The sequence below is a fragment of the Nostoc sp. C057 genome, from assembly GCF_013393925.1.
Lineage (GTDB): Bacteria > Cyanobacteriota > Cyanobacteriia > Cyanobacteriales > Nostocaceae > Nostoc > Nostoc muscorum_A.
This window is the reverse complement of record NZ_CP040281.1, coordinates 1-25,706: the sequence shown is the minus strand read 5'-3', so window position 1 is coordinate 25,706 and position 25,706 is coordinate 1. Positions and strand designations below refer to the sequence as shown.

The window sequence follows — 25,706 nt, the reverse complement described above, 5'->3', positions numbered from 1 at the left end:
CCCCTCTGCCTCCCCTACCTCACTCCGATGGTAACGTCACAGTAGAGAGCCAAAAATCTTCAATACTCTTGACGATTTGAAATAATTGGTTCAGGTTGCGAGATTTAGTGATGTAGCAATTCACGTGTAAATCGTAGCTGTGAAAAATGTCATCCTCATTTTTTGAGGTTGTTAACACAACAACTGGAATACGCTTTAGTAGTGGGTCAGCTTTTATTTCCGCCAGCACTTCTCGACCATCTTTTTTAGGCAAATTCAAATCCAATAGAATGAGGTCAGGGCGTGCTGCATCAGCATATTCACCTTCTTGGCGTAAATAAGCCATAGCATCTATACCATCCCTGACCGTTACCACTTGGTAGGGCACTGAACTATTTTTTAACGCTTCTTGGATTAAGCGAATGTCAGCTTTATTGTCCTCGACCAAAAAGATGGTTTTGTGTTTTTCTCCCGTTTCTACGCTCAAGTTCGCGTCCTCCAACTGGAATCGTAAAGTAGAAGGTTGCGCCTTCACCTAGTTCTGACTCTACCCAGATCCGCCCCCGGTGACATTCGACGATCTTCTTACAGATGGCTAAACCCATACCTGTACCAGTATATTCATCCCGCGTGTGTAAGCGCTGAAAAATTACAAAAATGCGATCGCTAAATTTTGGGTCAATGCCAATTCCATTATCCCGAACTGAGAACAGCCATGCGTCTTCTATTCTTTCTGCTCCCACATGAATTTGTGGCGGCTGGTCACTATGGAATTTAATGGCGTTACCGATGAGGTTTTGGAATAGCTGCATCAGTTGGGTGCTGTCAGCCATCACTGTTGGTAAGGGATCGTGGGTGATAGTAGCCCCGGTTTCATTAATGCGTTGACGCAAATTGCCCAACCCTCGATTTAAGGCTTTCTCTACATCATTCATTTGAAATGCGATCGCCTGCATATCCACTTTCGAGTATGCCAGCACGTCATCAATCAACGTCTGCATCAGGCTAACTCCCTGCACAGCGTAGCTAATAAACTCTTGGGCATCTTCGTCAAGTTCTTCGCTATACCGCATCTCTAACAACTGCACATAATTCACAACTTGATTGAGTGGTTCTTGCAAGTCATGGGAGGCGACGTAGGCAAACTTTTTCAGTTCGGCGTTAGAACGTTCTAAATCTTGGGCTAACTGGGCTAGTTCATCGGCTTGACGCAGCACAATATTGACAATTGCTTTCCGCAGTTCCAGTGCTGCTTTAACTTCTACCTCTTTCCAAGGTAAAGATGTTAAGCGAACCGTTTCTTTCCACAGTTCAAATGATTTGCGTGGACATAAACGGACATTTCCTTCTGACTGGTTAACTTCAAACGCCTTATTAGGATCGCCACCCCAATTTACAGTTTGAATTACTTCTGGTCGGAACCACAAAACATAAGTCCGCTTGGCGATGGGAATCGCTAACAAACCGCTAGCGACATTTTTAAAGCTTTCTGCATCTGGATAAATCTGTGGCAAAGAATCTGTATAGAAGACTTCTTCTTCAACATTATTCTTTAGCCATTGGACTAAAAAATTCAGGTCTTCTTCTCTAGGTGTTTCACCAACTACCGTGCAATTTCCCGCAAAACAGACAGCCGCACCTTGAGCGCTAGCCAAATCTAAAAGATGCTGCGGGTTTTTAACTAAACCATCAATAAAGTTTTCTTCTTGAGACATATATTCAATCAAGACTGATTGAAGGTGTGTCAGATTTATCCGGTGATAATAATCTTCTGTCTCTTCTCTAGCTGAGATTTCTGCAAATATTACTCGCCCTAAGAACTCGCAAGCTTTACGCAATTCGTAGGAAACATATTTTGGGGATTGATGATGGCAAGCAATTATTCCCCAGAGTTTTTGGTCTTTAATTAAAGAGATAGTTAGCGAAGCACCAACACCCATGTTATGCAAGTACTCTGTATGACAAGAAGCAGCACTTCTGAGAATAGAGTTGGTTAAGTTAATCGGGCGATCGCTAATTGGATTATTGACAGGAAAAAGTTTGACTGGCTGAGAATAAGCATCCGGGATGATTCTGATCGAATTGGCAGCAAATAATTTTCTCGCTGGTTTAGGAATATCTGACTCTGGATAATGCAGACCTAAGTAAGGTTCTAGGCTTTCTAGTTTGTCTTCCGCGACAACGGAACCATGTCCATCATCATCGAATTTATATAGCATTACCCTGTCAAATTCCGTTATTTTCCGAACTTCTTGAACGATAACTTGACAAAAGTCACGGAGATTTGCTGTTTTTTCTAGTTGATTAATAGAGGCTCTAGCGAGATGATAAAAGCTTAAAAATGGAATATTTTCTTGAGTAATAGCAGGTTCTAATTCCAGAATTAAAAACCCTTCTGTATTCCGGTGAAATATTGCATCAAATACTATGTAGTCATCACCTTTTTTTCGCACCCAAACTTTAGTGGGATTGATGAAATCAAGATTTTCCCCAGATAGCCCTGTTTTAATTCTCTCTATTTGAAAGGGATCAAGTAAATCTTCTAGTTTTTTGTGCAACATATTTTCGGGAGTAATTCCGAAAATTTTTAATGTATTAGTGCTAACTTGTAATATTTTTAGCTCCGGCTCCTCCAAAACTAACAGGACACCATGAGGCTGAATTTGGCTAGAAAAATGAATTGGTGCCTCTTTCAAGCTAATTAAATTAATACCTGGGAATTGTAAGTTCATTTCCATGAAGATCCTCCTCTGTTGTCCGGGAGCATCAAAACTAGAATATCTAGAATAACGGATAATGATGAATGTAAAAAAATAAGTTTACATTCAGCATTTTTACTTAGTATCTAATTTCCCATGCCCTGATGTTGCGTTTTGCAGGCTTACTCTCATCTGCTTACGCTTTGAAAAGTCTAACAGCCAGTAAACTTACATAGGGATAATAAATGTGAAAACTATGTGATTAAACAATCATGTATATGTGTAGCTATGTTAAGTTTATAAATGAGTTTAGGAGTCATTATTCTTACTAAAACCCCTTTTAATCAAATCCAAGAGTTGAACCACATCCGCAATTTATAACCGTCAGGGGAGAGGGGTAAACCTAAATAAATAGGCATCCAGAAAATAAAAGCAGCCAGAATAATAAAAGTAATGGTGACACCTAACGCCCGGAGTTGTTGATAATAGCTGCGAAGACACTGATCGACAAACCAAGCGATCGCTAAAAATACAAATACTACTGCACACATATAATGGTATATGAAAACGCACCTCGTCACTTTTACCCAAGGTGCTAAATTAGCAGCATAATTTATAACTAAATACAAACCAATCCAGGTATCAATACTAAGAGTTGCAGGTACTAAAAAACGCTTTTCTTTCATCCAAGGCATTACGGCTTGTGACACCAGCATCCCTACTAAAAACAACATAGCAGCAACACCAAACCACCACAAAAAGGGATTGCCCATTGCATGAACATCATAAATAACTTGTCCAGCACCAGCAGGTAAAGGTGGCCCCATGACAGGTAATGGTTCAGTGATACTTTTAGCTGTTTGATAATAATATGCCATTGGTCGAGTCATCAAAGGCCATTTGTACCAGGCAGCACAATAAGGATGTACGTCCGAACTATTACCACCTAAATGCAAGTGAAACTTCAAAATTTGCTGATGTACTGCAATAAATCCATAAGTTTTATCTAGCTGAAGGTGAGGAATCCAGATGATGCTATAGATAAAAGCTGGAATTATTCCTAGATAAAATAACATCTGGAAAATATTTAGCTGAGTCAAGTTTTGTAGTGGTGACTCAGATGAGGGAGATGGTATAAATGGTGGAGAATAAGTACTAATTCCTACCTCCTGGCCCCTGAATTCTGCCGACGCTCGCGGACTCGCTACCGCTTCGCTATCCTGGCTCCTGCCTCCTGCCTCCTGCCTTATGCCTTCTCCCTCCTCCAATGAGGGGGATTTAAAAAAGAGTTTGGCGTTAGCAAAAGAATGCGTTCCCTGAATTATCCAAGCTACTATCCAAATAAGATAAGCACCTGATAGGAACCATAAACCGTTCCACTTAGTACCGACTGACGCACCAAAAGCAATGCCAGCAAAAACTAACCAAAAAGAACGTCGCCGATTTTGCTTATCTAATGCTAATAATAAAAACCAGTGTCCTAATAAACCAAAGATGACAATATAAATATTACTTAAAGCATAACGAGATTCAACTAGAAAAAGGCCATCACATGCAGTAAACAAACCAGCAAGCAAAGCAAAGCTACGGCGATAACTCAACTGATAAGCGATCGCAGCTACAACTAAAGGGATAAATGAGCCAGTAAGGGCATTGAACCACCGATAAGTCCAAGGCGATCGCATTGAACCCGTTAGCCCATTTACTGTATCGTGCCAAAAAGGAATGTGACTACCAAGCCAAATGCCGATGCCGATCATATATTGACTTAACGGCGGATGAGCATTAAAAAATGGTGTATGCGTGAGATAATTATTACCAAATTTGGCAAAGTAAACTTCATCAAATACCAGAGTATTGAATCGCTCCAATCCCCAAAACCTCAAGGCGAGTGAGAGGATAAATATACCCAACAGCCCAATTCGGAACCATTTTTTAGTCATTTGTCATTTGTCATTTGTCATTGGGCATTGATAAATAATCAATAAATAGTTTTTCTTCCCCTACTCCCTACTCCTACTCCCTCTCTACTCTTCAGGTGCATCTAGTTGGAACAGGAGTAGTTCAATACCGTAATACTTATTTGTCCGCCCTATTGGTTTCATACCCAATCGTTCTGTTACACGGATTGAAGCATGATTTTCTGGCTTTACTACAGCATAAATCACTGGCAAGTTCAAAACACTAAATCCGTAGTTGAGCATAACTCGTCCTGCTTCTGTTGCATACCCTTTACCCCAAGAAGCTCGCCGTAAGTGCCAGCCTACCTCATAATCTTGAGTGAGTAAACCATCTTTGTCAGGTAATTGTTCGAGAAGGATAGTTCCCACAATTGTTGTAGTTTCCTTTTCGACAATTGCCCAAGATCCATTACCATTGTCGTCAATTAAACGCAGACGCTGTGACTCAACACTTGTGATGCGAGAGCCGAGAAAGTGCGTAACTTCAGGGTCATTATAAATTACAAAGGCTTCCTCGGCATCACGTTCGGGTATCCAACTACGAATAATCAAGCGTTCGGTTTCCAAAAGATTTGTCATCTTGCTTTTGACTAAACTAAATAGCCATTCTGCAAAATACTAAGATACTTATGGTTGAGCAGTCAAAAGTTTTGTAGACAATTACACAAACAAAATATGGCGATCGCTATATTACAGGCAGCGATCCAAAAGTTCAACTACTGTTGGTTATGCGATGCCTGCGGCGGTAAACTACGCAAATTCTGAATCTTTCCGCAGTTCTTCAGAACGGAATCCCAATACAATCCGATCCTTTGCTATCCCTGCTCAACTTTTGCCACTTCTAGCATTGTCTTTAAAACCGAATCTGGATTCAGACTAATTGAGTCAATTCCCTGTTCAACCAAAAACTGAGCAAATTCTGGGTAATCACTGGGTGCTTGTCCACAAATGCCTATTTTGCGATCGCATTTTTTTGCCGCTTCTATGGCCATTTTTACCATTCGTTTCACAGCTGGACTACGTTCATCAAACAATCTTGCTACCAACGCCGAATCCCTATCTATCCCCAGTGTCAGTTGAGTTAAATCATTTGAACCAATCGAGAAACCATCAAATACCTCAGCAAATTCTTCAGCCAGAATCACATTACTGGGTAACTCACACATCACATAAACCTGCAACCCGTTAACGCCCTGCTTTAAACCATTTTTTGCCATCTCTGCCAAAACCAGTCGCCCTTCATCAGGAGTGCGACAAAAAGGAATCATCGGAATAACATTCGTTAAACCCATATCTTCCCGTACCCGTTTGAGGGAATGACATTCTAGGGCAAAAGCTTCTCTGTACCCTTCATCATAGTAACGTGCTGCGCCTCGCCAACCCAGCATTGGGTTTTCTTCATGGGGTTCAAACTGTCGCCCACCTAACAAATTCGCATATTCATTACTTTTAAAATCTGACATTCGCACAATCACTGGTTTAGGATAGAATGCTGCGGCAATTCTACCAATGCCTTGAGCTAATTTATCTACAAAATATTGAGGTTTATCGTCATAAAGTGAGGTAATTTCAGCAATTTTAGCTTTGGCAAATTCATCTTTTAATAATTCATAATGAATCAACGCCATTGGATGAATTTGGATTTGGTTAGCAATGATAAATTCTGTCCGCGCTAAACCTACGCCATCGTTAGGAATTGCCGATAAACTTAATGCTTCTTGAGGATTACCCACATTCATTAAAATTTGAGTATGGGTACGCGGTAAGTTCTCTAAAGCAACTTCTTCAACTTCAAAAGGTAATAAACCTGCATAAACTTTTCCTTCTTCCCCTTCAGCGCAAGAAATTGTTACCTCTTGACCAGGTTTTAAGATTTCTGTAGCATTGCCACATCCCACGATCGCAGGGACACCCAATTCTCGCGCAATGATTGCTGCATGACACGTTCTACCACCAGAGTTGGTGACAATTGCACTGGCGCGTTTCATAATCGGTTCCCAATCGGGATCAGTTCTCTCTGTCACCAAAACCTCCCCAACTTGAAACTGTTCGAGTTTCTGAACATCTAAAATTAGGCGGGCTTTCCCTTGACTAATAGCTTCTCCAATTGCACTTCCCGTAACCAGGGGAATTGGGGATTGGGAATTATGGAGTGACGAGTGGGAAGATTTTTCCCCATTTCCTAATACCAACCGATAACTCCGCAACACATTTCCCGCCTTCTGCGACTGGACGGTTTCGGGACGCGCTTGCACAATAAAAAGTTGATTAGTAATGCCATCTTTTGCCCACTCAATATCCATTGGAGTCAATGTACCGTGGACTTGAGAATAATGATCTTCAATTAAACACGCCCAACTTCCTAGTTGTAAAATCTCTTCATCACTCAGGGCAAATTTATTTCTTTCGCTGGGGGAAACCGAAACATTTTTTGTAAATTTGGAGCCGTCATCATAAATCATTTTCAGTTCTTTACTGCCCAATTTTTTATCGATAATCGGGCGAAAACCAGCTTTTAAAGTTGGTTTAAAAACACAGTATTCATCGGGATTTACAGACCCCTGGACAACATTTTCACCTAAACCGTAGGCGGCTGTAATTAGTGCCGCATCCTTAAATCCAGTTTCTGTGTCAATGGAGAACATCACCCCAGAGGTTGCTAAGTCAGAGCGCACCATTTTTTGCACACCCACAGCCAGAGCAATGCTAAAGTGGTCAAATCCCTTAGTGTGACGGTAAGAAATGGCGCGATCGGTAAATATGGAAGCAAAGCACTTGTGACAAGCGGCTAAAACTCCTTCCACACCGACAACGTTGAGGTAAGTTTCTTGCTGTCCGGCAAAACTAGCATCGGGAAGGTCTTCAGCAGTGGCGCTAGAACGGACTGCAACATCTGTCTCTGTATGGTATATTTCACAAAGACTTTGGTAGGCTGTAGCGATCGCCTCTCGCAATTCTACAGGGAATGGAGTGTGGATTAATAGCGATCGCGCTTTTTTCCCCCGTTCTCGTAAATTTTTGACATCCTCAACATCCAAGTCAGCAAAGAGTTTGCGTAGCTTTGCTTCTAAACCTGCTGATTTGATGAAATGACGATAGGCGTAAGCAGTGGTGGCGAATCCGGTAGGAACGTTAATCCCTTTAGGCGTTAGCTGTTGAATCATTTCGCCCAGTGAGGCATTTTTACCACCAACTAACGGGATATCAGCAATTCCAACTTCATCAAACCACAAGATGAGCGATCGCTCTTGAGCAGATGGAGATAAAGTGTTTTTAGATATTGTAGTCATAATTACCTTTTAAATTTATACTCAATTTGTAAGTGCGTAACCGTTAGTATATTTTTCCCATCTTTAATTTTAGATTTTTCATTTTGTCGTGTAACTTTAAATTTGGCGATTAAATACAACTTTATAGTCAATAAAAATTAACAATTATTCAAGTTAATAGTTGTATCAAAATACTGGATGCAATACACAATGGCGCAATTAGAACGACTACTAAAAATGGCAGAAGATGAGTTAACTGAGTACAGTACTGATGCCCGCAAAATAGAAAAACTACGGCGGAAAATAGGTTTAACAGTGTCGGCAGCCGAACAACGACAAGTCAAAGAAGCATTATTAGTTAATAAGCAATCTTCTAATATAGTTACTCAAATTGTGGAAGAGCAAAGACAAACAGTAGCCTTACCATTTTGGGGAATTGCTGGATTGGGTTTGTTATTCGGAATTTCTTTAAATCAACCTTTCTGTTTGTTAGCCGCTATAGTTGGTACTGTATCAGCTTACAGAATTCAAAGATGGGGTTGGCAATTGCAGGCAAGGAGTCTATTGTTACAAACATTGGAAGATATTGAAGCGCGTATTGCCCAACCTAAATAGATACACTTTATAAATAAATTATTTATAACGGCTTGTATTCAAACATATAAGTAAATCGATTAGTCATTCTATTGAACCTCGTAAGTACTTAACAATTCTTTTGGGATCACCATAACAAAAAAATTAGATATTGGATTTGATTCAGGTATTTATAATCCTGGTTTGCGTGCAATAAATGCTACATGACCCTTCGGCAGAAGGTATTGCCCATAACTACGAGTTGTTTCAACTTGGAAGCCAACGCCAGAGAGTTCACTTGCAATAGCTGTTGCTTCGTATAATCGCACGTGGTGTACTTCGTCAGATCGTCTGTAGTGTTCCCCTATCTTACGGAAGCTAATAATTCGGCGTGTCAAAATTATTTGCTCTCGATCTTCCGATTTTTCAACTAATACTACCCAGCTTTCTCCTTCAGTGAAACCCTTAGTTGTAGTACCTTGTGCAACTTGTCCTTTTTCGGCAATGTCGAAGATGAATACACCCCCAGGAGTTAAGGCATTATATATGCGCTGGAAAAGCTGAACAAGAATTTGGCGATCGTTGTCTCGATCAAACAGGTAGCTGATACATTCACTAATAGAGGTGACAGCATTGCATGGCGGAATCTCTGTTTTGAATAGTGAATCGATCCGAAATTCGGCATCTGGGACTCTTGTTCGTGCAATATTAATCATCGACTCAGAAATATCAACTCCGAGAACACGATAATGAGCCTTAGTAAGTTCTTTTGCCCATAATCCGCTACCACAACCCAAGTCAACCACTAGTCCATCATGTATTTTGTTTTGAGCGAGGATTTCTAAAATGCCGGGAGCGGATTTGAGAGCGAAGTCACGGAAACCGTCATCATGAATAAATGCAAGGTCTTCTTTGTACCATTCATTCATATTGCTTAGAGGCTATGTTATAAATTTTTTGGGGCTAAATTCCTATTACGAGCCTAAGACTAGCCCTTTCAAGGTGCGTAAAAATTTTGGTAAATAGATTTCTCTTTAAGCTCTATACTCTGTGTCCTCTGCGCCTCTGTGGTTAGAAAAAATACTTTTAAACCGCAGAGGCACAGAGATCGCTGAGAAAAAATAAGAGATTTTACGATCCCACTACGGTAATTTTATTTTTACTTTATCAATTACCTCTTCACAGAAATTGTGTAACTAGGTAGATGTGAGGCATCTGTTTGAGTTTTTACAAGTCGCCAGTCATTATCTATATATAAATGCTGAAACACTTGAGAAGGTGCTAAGGATGTTTTTTTTAAATAATTTGTATGATTTATCTCTATATTTTCTAATTCGAGAGCTTTCGGTAAAGCCAATTTTGACGCATTCAGTTTGACTTTAGTGTTAAGCACATCAGTAAACCAGGTGTAGACTGATTCTAAATTTAGAGGAATTTCTCTATTTTTAAAAGCCTGAAATCTATCAATATTTTGAAGATACCATTTACCATTTTGAACTCCATATTTTTGGATTACCATGAAATCATAAGCTGGTAATATTGAGTTAAAACTCTGGGATAAATACGGCTCTTTCCCCATTATATAGCGAGCGACACTGGCACAGTAACCATCATGCTGAAAAATTTGAAAAGACTGTTCTTGTATTCTTTTCGGTAAACTTTCATGAAATGAAATGGTAGACCATATTGGTGTCCAAACACCCACCAAAAGCCGTAATTGTTCCGTAACGCTGAAAACAGGATTGTGTTGGCTCAATTTTATAAAATAGGGAAGTAATTCAGTTTTATAAAATTTAATTTCGTCATTTGAAGTTCCTGATTTTTGTCCTTGAACTCGTGCCAAAATCTCATTTTTAAATTTTACTTTTTTGGGAGCGCTTAATTGATTTTTTAGCAAGAGTTCAAACATCACCATTTACCTTTTTCTCATTTTTTTAACGTGAGTTCGATGAACCTCTCCCTCCCAGCCTCCCTCTCCGAAACGGAAAGGGAGGAGCAACGAAAAATTAAGCTTTTTGCTCCCCTCTCCGTGTCGGAGAGGGGTTGGGGGAGAGGTCAAATAAGACTTGTCGAACTCACGTTTTTTTAGATGATTTGGTAAGAATTAAAAACTGGTGATTTTAGTACTTATACAGGTATCATCTATTCTTTTACCCTGTAAGAGGTAGAGCTTTTTAGCTCCTGCCTTTGACAGTTTTAAGGTGTTTATGTGCTTGATACTATCTATTCTTACTCACAAAATGGTGTGATCTAGATCACTGCAAACTAAAATATATTGAAAAAGCATTTAGAAATCAGAGCATTGCATACATAAATTTATAGCGGCGACTCTCTGAGAACGTCAAAGACGAAACCGCAAAGCACAAGAAGGGTTATTAATTCACAAAAAATAAAGTGTGAAGGAGCAAAATTTTTATCCTTCACACTTCATTCTGACTTTTCACGGCATCTGGAAAACCTCTCTCTAAATCTCTCTCCTAAAAGGAGAGAGACTTTGAATTTTCCCCCTTCCCGCGTCGGGAAGGGGGTTAGGAGGTTTTTGGTAGACTTTTCCACATAACGTGAAAAATCAGACACTTCATTGTTGATTTGAAATTTCTACGATTCTCTTCCCGATGCCCAAGTATCACGCCATTTTACAGTGCCTTCTTTCGCAATCACCCAGCGACGATTGACCAAATTTTCGCGCAGAGGCGATCGCCCTTCCCGCCACATGGCATATTTATAAGCAATCAGCTTACCAGCACTTTCATCAAAGGGAATCTCAGCAGACCAAGTATTTGAGTTGATGTACTCTAGTGGATATGCTTTGCTGATATCCCAGTTACCCAACTCTGGACAATCTCCTGTCACCACAATGATTTCACCGGGTTGGGTATCCACACCATTGAGTTGGACGCGCACAATTGTTTGTGCTTTGATCCGTTCCCCAACGTGGCTGAAAACAAGCACTCCCCGTTCTTCTAATACTAAGTTATAAATCTTGCCGTCTTTTACTTCATACTTATTGCGAGTCACTACGCAAGTATGCTCACCATCGGGCAATTCTGTTTCTACTTCTGGGAGAGTAACTTCCCCTCCCCGGTTTAAAGCTACAAAACACAGAGAATCACGATAGCGGCGGACATAACAGTAAACATCGGCGGTCAAGTATTTCTGCCAATGGCTACCCATTGATATAGCAGGATTTAGTCGGCGTAAACCAGACAGCAATCTAATGCAACGATAAACCTCACTATCGGTATCCCAATTTTCCATCATTGGGCGGTTATATGGGTCATTACCGCCATCAGTATCGTTATGTAAATACTGTTCTGTGCCGTAATATATACAGGGAATACCGCGAGATGTCATAATTAAGGCGATCGCAACCTTCAACATCGCTGGATCGGGATTCAGCGATTGGAAGCGGCACATATCATGGTTATCGATGAAGGTAACTAACTCTGTTGCCCCGTTATAGCGATAATCCTGGTCAAAAATGTATTGAATTGTTTGGAATCCCAGTTCTGAACCTTGACCCAGTGCGGCTCGAATTGCCACACATAGCCCAAAGTCTAGAAGTGTCATGCCTGAGTGGTTAACAAATTCCACCGAGCGATCGTCACTCGGATTACTATAAATCCATTCACCAAAAATAAATACATCTGGTTTGTGATTGGTCATCTCGCCAGTGAATTCTTGCCAAAACCAAATCGGCATGTGCTTGACAGTATCAACCCGCAGTGCATCCACACCCCGGTCTAGCCATTGTTTAATTGCTGACTTAATATACTGTCGATATTCTGTATTATTTTCATTAAAGGTTGCAAGACCCGCTAGTTCACAATTCTGTACTTGCCAATCGTCTTCCCAGTTTTGCACTTCACCGTAATGGTGATACCAATGATTGACATCATCATTGAAGTCAGCAATTTTAACGCCATCATCATACAATTCACCTTTGCTACCACTGGTATCAGGGCTGCTGTGGTTGCAGACAATATCCAGCACCAGCTTCATATTCCGCTTGTGCAGTTCTGTAATTAATCGATCAAAGGTCGTATTTTTTTCTTCTTGGGTAGCATTTAAAGAAGGGTTTTCTCCATCAGCAATATAGCGAGGATTAATCCGCTTAAAGTCTTTTGTCCAATAGCCATGCATCGCCGCATTGCTAATAAATAACTCTTCTACTTGCTCGAATAGTGGAGTTAGCCAAAGGGCGGTAACTCCCATATTTTTGAGATAATCTAACTTATCGATGACACCTTGCAAGTCACCACCCCAGTACTTACCCCATTCTTGTCTATTGGGATCGTAGAGTTCTGAATTTTCACCTTCGCTGTTATCTGGATCGCCATCATAAAAGCGATCTACCACCAGAAAGTAAATGGTTTCTTGGCGAAATTCAATATCTCTGGTGTAAAGAAACTCTAGGTCAATCTCGGTTTCTGATGGTGGCGTTTCTATAATAGCGTCTACTTTTTCTTGTGCAGAATCAACTTTGTATTGATCTGGGGAAAACTGAGATGGAGGGGTTTTTACCATAAAAAACTCAAAATTTTATGTAATTTACATTTGTAGAACTAACAGTACAAACGCTTTGGCTATTGTGTGTCGCTACAGACATCGGTATTGTGACATCCTGCCCACGGTATAGGTATCTATCGCTAGCTAGTTTATAATTCTATCGATAGATATAATTCATCTGCTAGAGGATAAAAATAAAGAAATATAGCATTTATTAACGATAATTGCTTAATAACAAAAATTTACAATATTTAATTAAGTTGACCTGTGGTAAAAATTGAGCCTAACTCGTGTTTAAGTGTATATTCGACAACAGATTTGAGAACATCTCAATTCTTTGGAGATTAGCTGTCAACAAGATTTTGTTACACCTGAGCAATATTGAGTAGACAAAGCATTAGCCAACTTTTTCTCTAGAAGATTCGCTCCATTGGTAAACTGACCATTGTCACTTTCAATCTGTTTTTACTGTTGAGGAATTAATTTAGGTAGCAATTATGACCAAATATGACAAGGTTTTTAACTCACCAAAGACATCAGAGGAATCACTAAGTCCAGAGGAAGCGGTAGCGGCGATCGCAACTGTCACTGCGATCGCTGATTCCATGATTGAAGATGTAGATGCAGAAAGTTTAGCGGGTATCCTCTGGGAATTCGAGGTTTTCGAGGAATACTCAGAAGATGAAATTGCCGAAATAGTTGATAGACTCCTAGCCATTGCAGAAGAGGAAGGAATTGGGCCCCTGTTTAATGCCGCCAAAGTATCTCTCTCAGAAGAATTAGTGCTGGATGGTTTTGCAGCTGGGGTAATAGTGCTTTTAGACGATGAACTTGCGATCGCCAAACCAAAACAAGCCTACCTCAAAAAGCTACAAGCAGCCTTAGACCTGGAAGATGAAGAAGCAGAGGAAATTATTAAGGAGGTAATTGCAGCCTTTAAAGAAGCAGAAGAGGAAGAATATGCAGATGACGACGATGATGAGACAGTAGTCATAGAAGATTTCAGCGAACAGACATATCAATCCCCTTTAGGTAATTTTACCGTGCCAATTCCGGTTGATCCCCAGCAGGGCGGTAGAATTCAAAGCCAGGAAGGAGTAGTTGGCTTTTCTGATGACATCGGTACTTTATTGAGAATCGATTATTATCCTTTCCCTCTAGAACAGTTAGAGGAACTGGAGTCTGTTGGACAAGAAGAATATTTACAAACAATTTTAGTAGATAAGTATGTACCCCAAGCGATTTTTGCCAATGTACCAGATGCTTCTGTGGAGTACACGGAATATCTGGAAGATACTTTGCGAGGCGCTTACTATGTGTTAATTGATATGCCCAAAGGTTCGACAATTTCTAAGCAAGAAAATAATGGAACTGCGATCAGATTAGATGCGTACCGGGGTCTGCTCACCTTTATCAGTGGTGAATTTTTGTATATAGTTAGTAGTCAGCACAGCTTTCTTGACGGCGAAACTCCCGATTCCCTTGAAGAAGAAGCTGAAGACATTAAGGAGAGTATTTTAGAGTTTGTTGAGACTATAGAGTTTAACTAATGCAGCATTTGATTGATTGGCGTTGCTGAATTCAGGTATGAAAATGATTTTACGTAATTTCAAAACCCTTGTAAAGAAGTTGCAATGCAACGTCTTTATACCAAAATTCATATAATTAATCAGCAACACCGATTCATTCATCGCAAATTAAATTTGGCAATACCCTGCATTGGTAATGCGTCGGCTTACATTAGATATCTGGTAAAAAAGAATGTAGAGAAGTATTGCCACTGCTATCTCTCTACATGGGTTCTGAATAACGCATATTCAATTTCACCGAAGAGGTAGAGGGGAAGGGAGCAGGGAGCGTGGGGAGAAAGCCCTTCTCCTCTGCATGGAGCAAAGCGAAACATGGGTACGTTCGCGCAGCCTCTCGTAGAGAAGAGAAGCCCTGTTCTTCCAGGACGCTTGAACTGGGGCAAAGTACAAGCCCCGTCTCAGTCTTTCCCCCTGCCTCCTGCTCCCCTGCCTCTTTTGACCAGATATCTATTCGCCCTCGCTTTACTTATCTGATGTACATTTGGAAAGGGCGATGTCTGAGACAAGCCTGGAGAAGATAGGAAGTCTCCGGCTCCGCGCTGGGTGTCTACGCTTATAATTTTTCATGACAATAACCCTGCTAAACAATCGCTATCAAGTTATCCAGGTAATCGGTGCTGGGGGTTTTGGCGAAACCTTTCTGGCAGAAGATGTTCACATGCCTTCTCGCCGTCGTTGTGTGATTAAGCAACTCAAACCGATAACTAATAATGATCCGCAAAATTACCAACTAATCCAACAACGGTTTGAACGGGAAGCCGCAACCTTGGAATATTTGGGTGAAAGTAGTAACCAAATTCCTAAACTCTATGCCTACTTTTCTGAGAACGGGCAATTTTACCTTGTCCAAGAATGGATTCACGGCCAAACTCTGACGAAAATTGTCGAAGCTAAAGGATTTGAGAGTGAAGTTGCTGTTCGGCAAATTCTTTTGAGTCTGCTTTCAGTGTTAAATTATGTCCACAGTAAAGGCATTATTCACCGGGATATTAAACCTGAGAACATTATTCTCCGTTCTGTTGATAACAAGCCAGTTTTGATTGATTTTGGTGCAGTCAAAGAAACAATTCGTTCTGTGGCCAACTCTTCAGGATACCCCACGCGATCGCTCGTTATTGGTACGCCTGGATATATGCCCAGCGAACAAGCCGTTGGCCGCCCAGTTTACGCCACTGATATCTACAGCTTAGGTTTAACGGCGATTTATCTGCTGACTGGCAAACACCCGCAAGAATTGCAAACCGATCTTAAAACTGGGGAAATACTTTGGCAGGAACACGCCCCTAACGTCTCTTCTCAATTGGCGGTGGTAATCAATCAGGCAATTAAGCCTCATGCTGGCGATCGCTACAGCACTGCTAGTAAGATGTTACACGCTTTGCAGTCTGCTAGTAATATCCCTCCTGAGTTAGCTGCAAATACTCCTACAGTTAATTTTTATCCCCCTGCGTCATCGACTCGACAAACCCAGCCATTATATTCCCCACAAAAACCAACTGTGATAGGGAATTCCACTCCTGGAAACTGGCAAAAACCTGCCGTAATTATTGGTAGTTTGCTGGTAGGCGGCTTGATTGGTGCAGTAGTGATTCCTAACATCATTCGTCAGCAACAACCAGAAACAACCATTGTCACAAGTAGCACTCCATCGCTAGAATCTTTACCTACTCCCGCATCTACCGAATCGCCCCTTTCTTCCCAAACTTCTCCAGCCCCAGTTGTACCAGCCTCACAACCACGAAAGCGAGTAATTCTCAATCCTTTGCCAACCGTTAATCCCCCAGTTGTATCCATACCACAGCCAGAAAAAAAGCCTATAATTTCAGATACTCCAGCGCCAGAAGTGTCTTCTACACCACAGCCAGAACCAGAGAATATTGCAGTTCCAACACCAGAAGCAGTTTCAGCACCACAGAAGAATGATCAGCCACCGAAAAAAGTAGCTGTGACTACCAGCAGTCAAAGCGTTCCCGCATTTCCTACAGGTACATCCAGAAGCGCTGTAGAAGCTACCCTCGGCAAACCAAATCAAGATTTAAGAGGTGCATGGGGTAAGACGCGTGCTGTTGTTTACAAACTAGTACCAAACAAAATTGATCTTGGCTACTTATTCGATCGTAATTCTCAAGTGCTGCGTCAAACAGAGGTATCTTTTGCCCAATCGGTAGACCCGCAGGTGATGCAAGCTACCTTGAATGGATTGTTAGATGGGCAAGCAACTGAAGAAATTAAGCAGGGACTTAAACAGGTACAACAGGGTCAGTCTGATAATTTCCGTTTTCAGAATGGCTCAGTCAAGGGCCAGATTATCCGCCAAGAATGTAATTTTATTTACATTAGTATTTGGGATGAAAATTTACATGATTTTGTGAGTCCATCGACAGCCAAAAGATGTTAACTTTCTAGAAAACGTTTTTCTCAAAACTTAAATTTTTGTATCTTAGAAGACAGATTCAGGATTCAATATAGTATTTAAAAAACTGTCTTTACTGGACTAAAATCTACATAATTTCGGTCTTTGCAAACACAAAAACCCAGTTTTTAGAATTAATGTATTTGTCTTCTAGGTTTTGCAACTAAACCCATAAAAATCTGTTTTCCCAATTGCCAATTCCCAATTCCCATTTTCAACCTGAGTTTCAAATTCTTAATCTTCATAAAGTTATAAATACCATTATTAAGTTTTTAATAATACTTGTCTCAGCTTCTACATTCATGTCGTAAATTGCGATCGGAATTGTGTAATCTAAAGACAGCTAATAGCTCATTATTCAATCGAGGTCTGATGACTCCTACAATCATGCGTCAGCTTTGGTCAGTGGTTGAAACCGCGCAAGCCAAGCTCCTCTTACAACTGGATGATGCTAGCTTGGTGCAGTGGTTAGTGAAACAAACCGAAACACAAGTTTTGTTAGATCCTAACGAAACTGATTATCTCTGCCACTACATTCAATCTCGGCTAGCTCTAATACGTGATATTGCCCATGAACGCCAGTGTTCATGATAGCAAAATCACGATGAATTGATTGATAGTCAAGTGTTATTACTATTGACTATTGGCTTTTTGGGGAAAATAACCTTCCACTAAGCAGTCAGAGCCGACTACACGCCAACGAACACGTTCTAGAGACAATGCCTCAGTCATGGTAGTAAAACCTAAATCGCCCACTGGTGTGGGAGCAATGCTACCACCAATGATTTTTGGGGCAATAAATGCCAAAACTTTTTGCACTGCTCCTTGAGCGATCGCACTAGCAGCTAAAGTACCGCCACATTCCCACAAGACGCTACAAAAACCCCGTTCATATAAGTACGCCATTGCGTTATCTGGTGTAAGTGATGTTAATTCCACGATTTCCACTCCCTGTTTGAGCAACAGTTGTTGGAAATCGGGGTTAGCACCCTTTTGAGTCAACACCAAAGTTGGAGCATCCGCAGTTTGCCACAGGTGGGCACTTTCCGGTAAGTTGAGATGGCGACTCATCACCACCCGCAGGGGATTATGTGCTTCCGCATGATGGCTAGTTAAATAAGGATTATCTTGTCGCACTGTATTGCCGCCGACAATTATGGCATCGCAAGCCGCCCGCAGTTGATGTACTTCATTGCGGGCCTCTTGGCTTGTCACCCAGGCGCTATGACCAGAGGTAGTAGCAATTTTGCCATCTAAAGTCATGGCATATTTTAAAATTCCCAAAGGTCGTTTGTAGAGAATGCGATGCACAAAAGCTTCATTGAGCTGATGACAAGCTGATTCCTCTACTCCCACCAACACTTCGATCCCCGCCGCACGTAAACGGGCGATACCACCTCCAGCTACCAGTGGATTGGGATCAACCATACCCACTACCACTTTTGCTACTCCAGCTTGGATTAATCCTTCCGAACAAGGGGGAGTACGTCCGTAGTGATTGCAAGGTTCAAGTGACACATAGATTGTTGCACCACGAGCGCGATCGCCTGCTGCTTGTAAAGCAAACACTTCTGCATGAGGCTCACCTGCACGAGGATGAAACCCTTCGCCGACAATCTCGCCATCCTTGACAATCACCGCTCCCACCAAAGGATTTGGGGAAGTCCGACCTAAAGCGCGGCGAGCAAGTTCCAAACACCGCAGCATCATGCGAGAGTCAAAATCAGTTCCGATCTTTTCTTTTATAACTGCTGACTCCACTAGATGTATATTTTCCTGAGTGTAATTTGGTAAGGATGCATCTGGTTGAGCGACCACTGGGGAATTATCCATAATTTTAGGCGGCAACACTGTAAATATTCTGCACGCGATCGCGCAGCCTTTCCACAGGAGACTCGCGCTTTGCTCCTAATAATTGAAAATAGGGGGAAAGGAAAAAGGGTAAAGTCCAACTTTTAGAGAGAGTTTAAGACCCCAACTGTTGCGTCAGCTTCCCGCTTTCTTACAGTAGTTCAGTGGCTCCAGAATCCCCAACTAAAAACTTTCTCCTGCCCCCACCCATTTACAGCGTGGCTACAAGTTCCTGTAAGCGATCGCGTCCATCGCGGAAGACGGGCCAACCATCCCCCACCAGCACTGCTTCAACTCGACTCAGTTGAGCCAACCTGCGAACCGAAGCAATAGCTTCCTCTCGATTCAGTAGCTTGTCATCTGGCAATATAGTTAAGCTACCTGCTTTACGTGCCCTGACTAAATCCCCTGTAATCAAAGTTGTCTCTTCCAGTAACAGAGCTAATTCACCGGGAGTTTTCGAGCCTTGGAGTTCAATTACTTTTAACCCAGGTACGAACTCTTCACCATCAGACAGCCAGCGATCGCAAGGTATGGGAAAAGTGGCTTTTTCTGCCACTGGGCCAGCTATCTTAGCATAAGTTTGATCGGCAATATCTTTACTTGCCCTGACATGCTCGGAATTCGTCAGCACAATCCAAACTACACCACCGAGAGATTTCAAATGATTCCAATCATGGTTTGATAGGGCTACTGGGTCAATCAAGATGTTTCCATCTGGGCGAATCCAGGCAATCCCATTGAAATCAATATTTCTTGCCGGATTGAAATTAGACCAGCTATAAAGATCGGGACGGTGCAAAGATTTCATGATGATTCTGGATCAGTACTTCAGTAATTGACTATTAATATCAATAATTAAGTATATAGATTATAAGGTTGCATTCCCTCTGAATCTCGAATTTGAGTATACTACGATAAAGCTATCGGTATTATGTGTTTTATGGGTTTTAGAAAAATTCCTGCATAACCGCAATCGAGATTAACGGAGGTATGGGAGTGAGTGAGATTGGGCGTAAAAAAATATCAGCGAAGGCAGACCAGTTTAGAGAGTCAGTAATTCGGGAAATGACACGGGTGGCACTGCAACATAATGCAGTGAATCTGGCTCAGGGGTTCCCTGATTTTCCATGTCCGTTGGAGTTGAAACAGGCAGCCTATGAAGCAATAGAGGCAGATGTCAACCAGTATGCCATTACTTGGGGCGATCGCGCATTTCGTCATGCGATCGCTAGCAAAGTTCGTTGGTATCTCGGCTTAGATATCGACCCTGAAACCCAAATCACCGTCACCTGTGGTTCTACAGAAGCAATGGCATCTGTAATGCTGGCAACAGTCGATCCTGGTGACGAAGTAATTGTATTTGAGCCATATTACGAAAACTACGGCCCCGATGCGATTTTAGCTGGTGCCACACCCCGATACGTAACACTGCATCCTCCCCATTGGACATTTGATGAAGCACAGTTGCGTCAAGCTTTCAATGCTAATACCAAAGCTATTATTATCAACACACCCCATAATCCCACCGGCAAAGTTTTTACCCGTGAAGAACTTACTCTAATTGCTGAACTTTGTCAAAAATGGGATGTGTTAGCCTTCACAGATGAAATCTACGAACATATTCTCTATGATGGCACTCAACATATTGCCCTAGCGACCCTTCCCGGTATGGAAGAACGCACTATTACCATTAACGGTCTATCCAAAACTTATAGTGTCACCGGATGGCGAGTTGGTTACATTTTGGCAAACCCCGTATTAACGGGAGCCATTCGCAAAGTCCATGATTTTCTCACCGTTGGCGCTCCCGCACCATTGCAACGAGCCGGAGTTACCGCGATGCAACTACCACCATCCTATTATGAAGAACTAGGCAAACTTTATCACCAGAAGCGAGACTCCATCTTACAGATACTCGATGGAGTTGGCATTCCTTACTTTCTTCCCCAAGGAGCCTATTATGTTCTTGCAGATATTTCTAAATTTGGCTACAAAACAGATATTGAATTCACTTACCATCTAATTAAAAATATTGGTGTTGCCGTAGTTCCTGGTTCCAGCTTTTTCAGCCAACCAGAAAAAGGCCATTCATTGATCAGATTCTGCTTTAGCAAAACACCTGAGACATTACAAGCAGCGAGCGATCGCTTACTCAAGCTACAGCAAACTCTGCAATCGACCACCTAATGCAAATTAATTTAACGTGAGTTCGAGAAATCTCTCCTTACTTTAAACTTTCGTTCAAGCCTGTCCTTCTCCGAGTCTGAGAGGGGCGTTTTTTGCCAATTTTTTGGGTCATCTAACAAAATCACATTGCTCTTGGGAATAGGTTAGATATGGGTTTACCGTACCCTCTGCGATTTACTTCATGCCATGCTTGAAGACTAGTTCCATATTATTCACGAAACTGGCGAAAGAAGTGTCAAACTAACCACACAAGCAGTTGAACATGATTAGACAATCCCAATGAAAAGACCTGGATTTATTGAGCGTCATCACCTGTGGACAGAAATCCAAAAAGAAGCATCTGAAAAAATCAAGGCTATTGTTAAAGAACAGGATTTATTGTTGATTCGTACCGCTTGGTCAGACCAGCATGGCATTGTTCGCAGTAAGTCACTCTTACCCCAAGCTTTTTTCAGCGCCCTGGAAAACGGTATGCAAATCAGCACAGGGACATTCCTGTTTGATACTGGTGGTGCAATAGTATTTAACCCGTTTGTCCCTGGCGGTAGTTTAGATATGCCTTTGATGACAGGTGCGCCAAATCTTGTGGCTGTTCCTGATCCTGATACATTCAAAATTGTGCCTTGGGCAAAACGTACTGGCTTTATTCTCTGTGATGAGTACTTTCAGAATGGTCAGCCAATGCCCTTTTCTAGTCGCGGTATTTTGCGCCAATCATTGGTAGATTTACATCAAAGAGGATTGGAGCATATTGTCGGCTTAGAAGTTGAGTGGTATCTAGCAAAGTTGGAAGATCCGATGTTAGCGATCGCTAATGTTGGTAGTTCTGGAAAACCCGGTGAACCTGCTAAAGTTAGCGCCGTAGACCATAGCTTCCAATACCTTTTAGAATCATATAATCCAGAGATTCAAGATTTGTTGCGCCTTCTGGCAGAAAATTTAGTTGAAATGAAATTGCCTTTAAGGAGTGTAGAAAACGAAGGGGGTGTTGGTCAATTTGAATTTACTTTTGACCCGATTCCTGCATTGCAAGCTGCCGATACAATGATGATATTCCGAATGGCAACCAAGCAAATCTGCCGTCAACAAGGTTACATCGCATCATTTATGTGTCGTCCAGGATTGCAAGGTTCTTCTTCTAATGGCTGGCATTTGCACCAATCCCTTGTAGACCTTACCACAGGCGAAAACGCTTTCATGTCTGCAAACTCCCAAACCCTCACGTCAGATTTAGCTAAACACTTCGTTGGTGGTCTTCTCAAACACGCCAATGCTGCTTCTGTGTTCACAACCCCAACAATTAACGGCTACAAAAGATTTAGACCTTATTCCCTAGCCCCTGACCGTGCTGGGTGGGGATTGGAAAACCGAGGGGCAATGATTAGATTACAAGGCGGTTTTGATGACCCCAGTACCCACATTGAAAACCGAGTTGGAGAACCAGCAGCCAACCCCTATCTCTACATGGCATCGCAATTGATTTCTGGTTTAGATGGTGTAGATTGTAAACTTGACCCTGGCTCTCCAACAGAGTCACCTTATACTACAGAAAATCCGATTTTACCCAAAAGTTTGCCAGAGGCGATTTCATATTTAAGCCAAAGCGAACTTTTTGCTGAAAAAATGGGGCAACAGTTCATAAACTTCATCATTAAGATGAAAGAGAGTGAAATTAATCGCTTTTTGCAGTCCGTCGTCGATCAGCCACCAGAAGAGTATTTAAAGCAGGTAACTAACTGGGAGCAAAGAGAATATTTTGAATTATTTTGAGTTGGGTTTATAACTCTCTTAATAAACCAGATTTACTACTCTTTCGGGCTGTTGAAAACTATTTTAAATCACGCTTTCTTAATCATCCCTTGTTTCCCACGCTCAGAAAACTCGCTCACACATCACAGTGAGTTTTTTAAGCTAGAAGCTGTTTTTTCTGGGTTTCCTGAAAATGGAAAAACTAAGATACTTTTAATTTTTGGGTTATCAACTAATTCTTTTAAATGACCCAGTTGCCGATCTGTAATCGCAACTCCGGCATATTTTTGAGCATAATTTAACTCTTCAAGAAAATTACTATCATTATAAGCTTGAATAAATATACGATCCGCACCCCATTTTTCCCAGTCAGCAGCAAAATATTTTTTAGCCCAATAGGGGTTATGATGGCAAATATCAAAACTCACCGATGGATTAGCTTTTTTCATAGAAGTTACCATTTGTTGTACAAATTTAGTTAAATTTGCAGTGCGGTCAACTTTTCCAGATAATTCAGCATAATAACCCAGATAATCATCCCACTGAACTGCATCTATATCAGGATATTTTTTGACAAACTCTACTAAGATATTTTGAAAAAGATTAGCAACTTCAGGAATTTGTACATCAAGGACATAATGATCAATTCCAGAGTAGGTTTTATCCACTCCTGGAACAATCCATTTCCGGGAAATTGCCAAATCAAAAATTGGGCTATTCTTATCTATTTTAATTCCCTTCTCAAAGTAAGCATGAACTTGCATTCCTTGCTTATGTGCTTCATCTATCAACCAATTTAACCATTGTTCCTGAAATTGATTTGGACAACTTTTATATCCGAAAGTTTGCTGCATGACTTCGCTATTGTACATAGTACAACCATTACCCCAAACACCATGAATAATTGTATTGATTCCTTGAGAGCGATAGTAACGAACTCTTTCACGAATCGTTTGTTCGTTGGCATTATTGGTAATTTGGTAGCGAGTCAAATAAATTCCTCTAATTACTTTCTTCTCCCAAGCTGTTTGAAGCAATAGTATTTTTTTATCTGGGATTATTTTCGGATTATCAGTAAAGGTTGGAGTGCTTACTAAAGAGGGTATTGGGATTATAGAAGGAGTTGTATTAATAGTTAAAGAACTAGTTTTAGTAGGCTTAGGAATATCTATATTTATCTTTTTACTATTATCTAAAAACTTGCTAATTTCTGGATATCCTTTCTGGCTAAACCACCAATAACTACCTCCTAAGATAATTAGGATTATAGAAATCGGAATATTTGAGCATCCACATCCAATTGGTTCTTTCTTTTTACTCGACATATAAAACTCCGATTTCATTTTTAAAAATATAGAAAATATATTTAGAGACCATTTATAAAGTCGTAATCGCGGTCATCATCTTTTAAAGCTTCTGTTGTGCGAACTTTATCGCCACAGAATAAATCATCCGAGCGTCTTAAAATCGCTCGTGTCGCTTCCCTCTGAGGTCTGTTCGCGCAGTGCTGACGAGGCGACAAGCGCCCCGTCAGCATATTTACCCTATGATTTTTGAGAACGGCTAGTCATGTTGATGCGATCGCTCAGTTGGCGGATTGTTTGTGCTAAAGTGCGATCGCTCTGGTGGAGTTGGGTAATTTTATCGCAACTATAGATTACCGTTGTATGGTCTTTACCACCAAACTCCTCGCCAATTCTCGGCAAACTCAGAGATGTATGTTGACGCATGAGATACATTCCAATTTGACGCGCCCAGCTAATCTCTCTTCGTCGTGAGTTACCTTTGAGATCGTCTATTGAAACATCAAAATTATCTGCTACAACCTTTAAAATTGCTTCTGGGGTAGCTGCCATTTTTTCGTTAGGCGGTTCTAAAACAGGTGTAATATTTTCCACCGTCATTGGTAAGCCCCAAATGGAAATATAAGCTACCGCCCGAATTAAAGCTCCTTCTAATTCTCTAATATTAGAAGTATAGTTAGAAGCAATATACTCAATCACATCGCGAGGAAGACGAATATTTTCATCCTCTGCTTTTTTCTGCAAAATTGCCATCCTAGTTTCTAAATCCGGCTTTTGGATATCTGCGATTAACCCCATAGAAAATCGAGAACACAGACGTTCTTGCAAACTCGGAATCTGATTAGGAGGACGATCCGAAGCAATGACAACTTGTTTACCAGCCTCATGTAAAGTATTAAAAGTATAAAAAAATTCTTCTTGGGTGTATTCCTTCCCTTCCAAAAACTGAATATCATCAACTAATAAAACATCAGCAGCTCGGTAATGTTCTCGAAAACTTTGCATACTATCTTTACGAATCGCTGTAATTAAATCATTAGTAAACTGCTCAGTAGAAACATAAAATATTTTACAATCAGGACAAATTTTCCAGCGATAATGACCAATAGCTTGCATTAGATGAGTTTTACCTAAACCTACCCCACCGCATAAAAATAAAGGATTAAATTCTTTACCAGGAGATTCTGCAACTGCTAAAGAAGCAGCGTGAGCCATCCGATTATTTGCTCCAACTACAAATCGTGAAAAGACATATTTAGAATTTAATTCAGTAGTTTTATGGTTGTGATGAGAAACAGTTTCAGGAATACTGCTAGGATTTGTTGATTCCCAAGAAACCTCCCGTTCACTAAAATGAGAAACTTCATCACCTTGAGCAACAGTAATGTAAATTCCTACGGGATGACCGAGAATATCTTGTACTGCATGAGCAATGGTATTGATGTAATATTTCTGTAACCAATTACGGGCAAATGGGTTAGGAGTGCGGATTACTAAGCAATTATTTTCTAATCGCTCCGCACTAGCAGTTTTTATCCAAGTTTCAAAGGTCGGTCGGGATAGTTCAACCTGTAGGCGCTCTAGTACCTGACTCCACAGACTTTCTATGGGAATTTCCAT

19 protein-coding genes are annotated in these 25,706 nt (G+C 41.0%); 6 read left to right on the top strand and 13 right to left on the bottom strand.

What is annotated here, in order from left to right:
• Positions 1–19 precede the first annotated feature (19 nt).
• From FD724_RS00095 to ppsA, 5 genes are all read right to left on the bottom strand, one after another.
• Positions 20–466 carry a response regulator gene (locus FD724_RS00095; RefSeq protein WP_179071173.1) on the bottom strand — a complete coding sequence of 149 codons (447 nt, stop codon included), beginning with the start codon at positions 464–466 and terminating at the stop codon, positions 20–22.
• The gene (locus FD724_RS00090) at positions 411–2,717 is read right to left on the bottom strand and encodes an ATP-binding protein (RefSeq protein ID WP_179071172.1); all 2,307 of its coding nucleotides are present in this window, start codon (positions 2,715–2,717) and stop codon (positions 411–413) included. Before FD724_RS00090 ends, FD724_RS00095 begins: the two co-directional genes overlap by 56 nt.
• A gap of 305 nt (positions 2,718–3,022) precedes the next feature.
• Entirely contained in the window at positions 3,023–4,621 is a 1,599-nt protein-coding gene (locus tag FD724_RS00085) for a dolichyl-phosphate-mannose--protein mannosyltransferase (RefSeq protein ID WP_179071171.1), read from the bottom strand.
• Positions 4,622–4,705: 84 nt separating this feature from the next.
• On the bottom strand, positions 4,706–5,218 hold the full coding sequence (locus tag FD724_RS00080) for a GNAT family N-acetyltransferase (protein ID WP_114080294.1): 513 nt from the start codon (positions 5,216–5,218) through the stop codon (positions 4,706–4,708).
• A 236-nt stretch (positions 5,219–5,454) separates the two neighbouring features.
• A complete protein-coding gene (gene ppsA, locus FD724_RS00075) occupies positions 5,455–7,929 on the bottom strand; it encodes a phosphoenolpyruvate synthase (protein WP_179071170.1) in 2,475 nt (824 codons plus the stop codon).
• Positions 7,930–8,118: 189 nt separating this feature from the next.
• On the opposite strand from ppsA, the gene FD724_RS00070 reads away from it, so the two are divergent.
• The gene (locus FD724_RS00070; protein WP_179071169.1) at positions 8,119–8,523 is read left to right on the top strand and encodes a hypothetical protein; all 405 of its coding nucleotides are present in this window, start codon (positions 8,119–8,121) and stop codon (positions 8,521–8,523) included.
• Positions 8,524–8,672: 149 nt separating this feature from the next.
• Here the strand turns inward: FD724_RS00070 and FD724_RS00065 are convergent, their stop codons facing one another.
• From FD724_RS00065 to FD724_RS00055, 3 genes are all read right to left on the bottom strand, one after another.
• Positions 8,673–9,410 (bottom strand): class I SAM-dependent methyltransferase, encoded by a 738-nt coding sequence (locus FD724_RS00065; RefSeq protein WP_179071168.1) that lies wholly within the window; start codon positions 9,408–9,410, stop codon positions 8,673–8,675.
• A gap of 242 nt (positions 9,411–9,652) precedes the next feature.
• Entirely contained in the window at positions 9,653–10,396 is a 744-nt protein-coding gene (locus FD724_RS00060; protein WP_179071167.1) for a hypothetical protein, read from the bottom strand.
• 683 nt (positions 10,397–11,079) lie between these two features.
• Positions 11,080–13,008 (bottom strand): alpha-amylase family glycosyl hydrolase, encoded by a 1,929-nt coding sequence (locus FD724_RS00055; protein WP_114080298.1) that lies wholly within the window; start codon positions 13,006–13,008, stop codon positions 11,080–11,082.
• A gap of 479 nt (positions 13,009–13,487) precedes the next feature.
• Between FD724_RS00055 and FD724_RS00050 the strand changes: the two genes are divergently transcribed.
• The 3 genes from FD724_RS00050 to FD724_RS00040 all read left to right on the top strand — a co-directional run bounded on the left by FD724_RS00050 (position 13,488) and on the right by FD724_RS00040 (position 17,583).
• Positions 13,488–14,540 carry a hypothetical protein gene (locus FD724_RS00050; RefSeq protein ID WP_179071166.1) on the top strand — a complete coding sequence of 351 codons (1,053 nt, stop codon included), beginning with the start codon at positions 13,488–13,490 and terminating at the stop codon, positions 14,538–14,540.
• Positions 14,541–15,144: 604 nt separating this feature from the next.
• Positions 15,145–16,977: a serine/threonine-protein kinase gene (locus tag FD724_RS00045; RefSeq protein ID WP_179071165.1), complete on the top strand. Its 1,833-nt coding sequence runs from the start codon at positions 15,145–15,147 to the stop codon at positions 16,975–16,977.
• 387 nt (positions 16,978–17,364) lie between these two features.
• Positions 17,365–17,583, top strand: a complete 219-nt coding sequence (locus tag FD724_RS00040) for a hypothetical protein (RefSeq protein ID WP_114080301.1) — start codon at positions 17,365–17,367, stop codon at positions 17,581–17,583.
• A 42-nt stretch (positions 17,584–17,625) separates the two neighbouring features.
• Here FD724_RS00040 and ribD read toward each other — a convergent pair whose 3' ends face one another.
• Both ribD and FD724_RS00030 read right to left on the bottom strand, forming a co-directional pair.
• Positions 17,626–18,825, bottom strand: a complete 1,200-nt coding sequence (gene ribD / locus FD724_RS00035; RefSeq protein ID WP_179075355.1) for a bifunctional diaminohydroxyphosphoribosylaminopyrimidine deaminase/5-amino-6-(5-phosphoribosylamino)uracil reductase RibD — start codon at positions 18,823–18,825, stop codon at positions 17,626–17,628.
• Between the two features lie 229 nt (positions 18,826–19,054).
• Entirely contained in the window at positions 19,055–19,654 is a 600-nt protein-coding gene (locus tag FD724_RS00030) for an MBL fold metallo-hydrolase (RefSeq protein WP_179071164.1), read from the bottom strand.
• A gap of 182 nt (positions 19,655–19,836) precedes the next feature.
• Here FD724_RS00030 and FD724_RS00025 point away from each other — a divergent pair, with 182 nt between their 5' ends.
• Together FD724_RS00025 and FD724_RS00020 are read left to right on the top strand one after the other, a co-directional pair.
• Complete coding sequence (locus FD724_RS00025; RefSeq protein WP_179071163.1) at positions 19,837–21,033, top strand: pyridoxal phosphate-dependent aminotransferase; 1,197 nt, start codon at positions 19,837–19,839, stop codon at positions 21,031–21,033.
• 279 nt (positions 21,034–21,312) lie between these two features.
• Positions 21,313–22,803, top strand: coding sequence for a glutamine synthetase family protein (locus FD724_RS00020; protein WP_179071162.1), 1,491 nt, complete (start codon positions 21,313–21,315; stop codon positions 22,801–22,803).
• Between the two features lie 122 nt (positions 22,804–22,925).
• On the opposite strand, the gene FD724_RS00015 is transcribed toward FD724_RS00020, so the two are convergent.
• From FD724_RS00015 to dnaA, 3 genes are read right to left on the bottom strand one after another with little or no spacing between them, the layout of a single operon-like run.
• On the bottom strand, positions 22,926–24,107 hold the full coding sequence (locus FD724_RS00015; RefSeq protein ID WP_179071161.1) for a family 10 glycosylhydrolase: 1,182 nt from the start codon (positions 24,105–24,107) through the stop codon (positions 22,926–22,928).
• A 41-nt stretch (positions 24,108–24,148) separates the two neighbouring features.
• A complete protein-coding gene (locus tag FD724_RS00010; RefSeq protein ID WP_159402424.1) occupies positions 24,149–24,319 on the bottom strand; it encodes a hypothetical protein in 171 nt (56 codons plus the stop codon).
• 7 nt (positions 24,320–24,326) lie between these two features.
• Entirely contained in the window at positions 24,327–25,706 is a 1,380-nt protein-coding gene (gene dnaA, locus FD724_RS00005; protein WP_179071160.1) for a chromosomal replication initiator protein DnaA, read from the bottom strand.

What these genes read in the sequence shown, in the direction of transcription:
- dnaA (WP_179071160.1), bottom strand. Translation starts at nt 25,706, where the DNA reads ATGGAAATTCCCATAGAAAGTCTGTGGAGTCAGGTACTAGAGCGCCTA.
- ribD (WP_179075355.1), bottom strand. Translation starts at nt 18,825, where the DNA reads ATGGATAATTCCCCAGTGGTCGCTCAACCAGATGCATCCTTACCAAAT.
- FD724_RS00055 (WP_114080298.1), bottom strand. Translation starts at nt 13,008, where the DNA reads ATGGTAAAAACCCCTCCATCTCAGTTTTCCCCAGATCAATACAAAGTT.
- FD724_RS00010 (WP_159402424.1), bottom strand. Translation starts at nt 24,319, where the DNA reads ATGCTGACGGGGCGCTTGTCGCCTCGTCAGCACTGCGCGAACAGACCT.
- FD724_RS00045 (WP_179071165.1), top strand. Translation starts at nt 15,145, where the DNA reads ATGACAATAACCCTGCTAAACAATCGCTATCAAGTTATCCAGGTAATC.
- FD724_RS00080 (WP_114080294.1), bottom strand. Translation starts at nt 5,218, where the DNA reads ATGACAAATCTTTTGGAAACCGAACGCTTGATTATTCGTAGTTGGATA.
- FD724_RS00060 (WP_179071167.1), bottom strand. Translation starts at nt 10,396, where the DNA reads ATGGTGATGTTTGAACTCTTGCTAAAAAATCAATTAAGCGCTCCCAAA.
- ppsA (WP_179071170.1), bottom strand. Translation starts at nt 7,929, where the DNA reads ATGACTACAATATCTAAAAACACTTTATCTCCATCTGCTCAAGAGCGA.
- FD724_RS00020 (WP_179071162.1), top strand. Translation starts at nt 21,313, where the DNA reads ATGAAAAGACCTGGATTTATTGAGCGTCATCACCTGTGGACAGAAATC.
- FD724_RS00015 (WP_179071161.1), bottom strand. Translation starts at nt 24,107, where the DNA reads ATGTCGAGTAAAAAGAAAGAACCAATTGGATGTGGATGCTCAAATATT.
- FD724_RS00050 (WP_179071166.1), top strand. Translation starts at nt 13,488, where the DNA reads ATGACCAAATATGACAAGGTTTTTAACTCACCAAAGACATCAGAGGAA.
- FD724_RS00090 (WP_179071172.1), bottom strand. Translation starts at nt 2,717, where the DNA reads ATGGAAATGAACTTACAATTCCCAGGTATTAATTTAATTAGCTTGAAA.
- FD724_RS00030 (WP_179071164.1), bottom strand. Translation starts at nt 19,654, where the DNA reads ATGAAATCTTTGCACCGTCCCGATCTTTATAGCTGGTCTAATTTCAAT.
- FD724_RS00070 (WP_179071169.1), top strand. Translation starts at nt 8,119, where the DNA reads ATGGCGCAATTAGAACGACTACTAAAAATGGCAGAAGATGAGTTAACT.
- FD724_RS00025 (WP_179071163.1), top strand. Translation starts at nt 19,837, where the DNA reads ATGGGAGTGAGTGAGATTGGGCGTAAAAAAATATCAGCGAAGGCAGAC.
- FD724_RS00085 (WP_179071171.1), bottom strand. Translation starts at nt 4,621, where the DNA reads ATGACTAAAAAATGGTTCCGAATTGGGCTGTTGGGTATATTTATCCTC.
- FD724_RS00065 (WP_179071168.1), bottom strand. Translation starts at nt 9,410, where the DNA reads ATGAATGAATGGTACAAAGAAGACCTTGCATTTATTCATGATGACGGT.
- FD724_RS00040 (WP_114080301.1), top strand. Translation starts at nt 17,365, where the DNA reads ATGACTCCTACAATCATGCGTCAGCTTTGGTCAGTGGTTGAAACCGCG.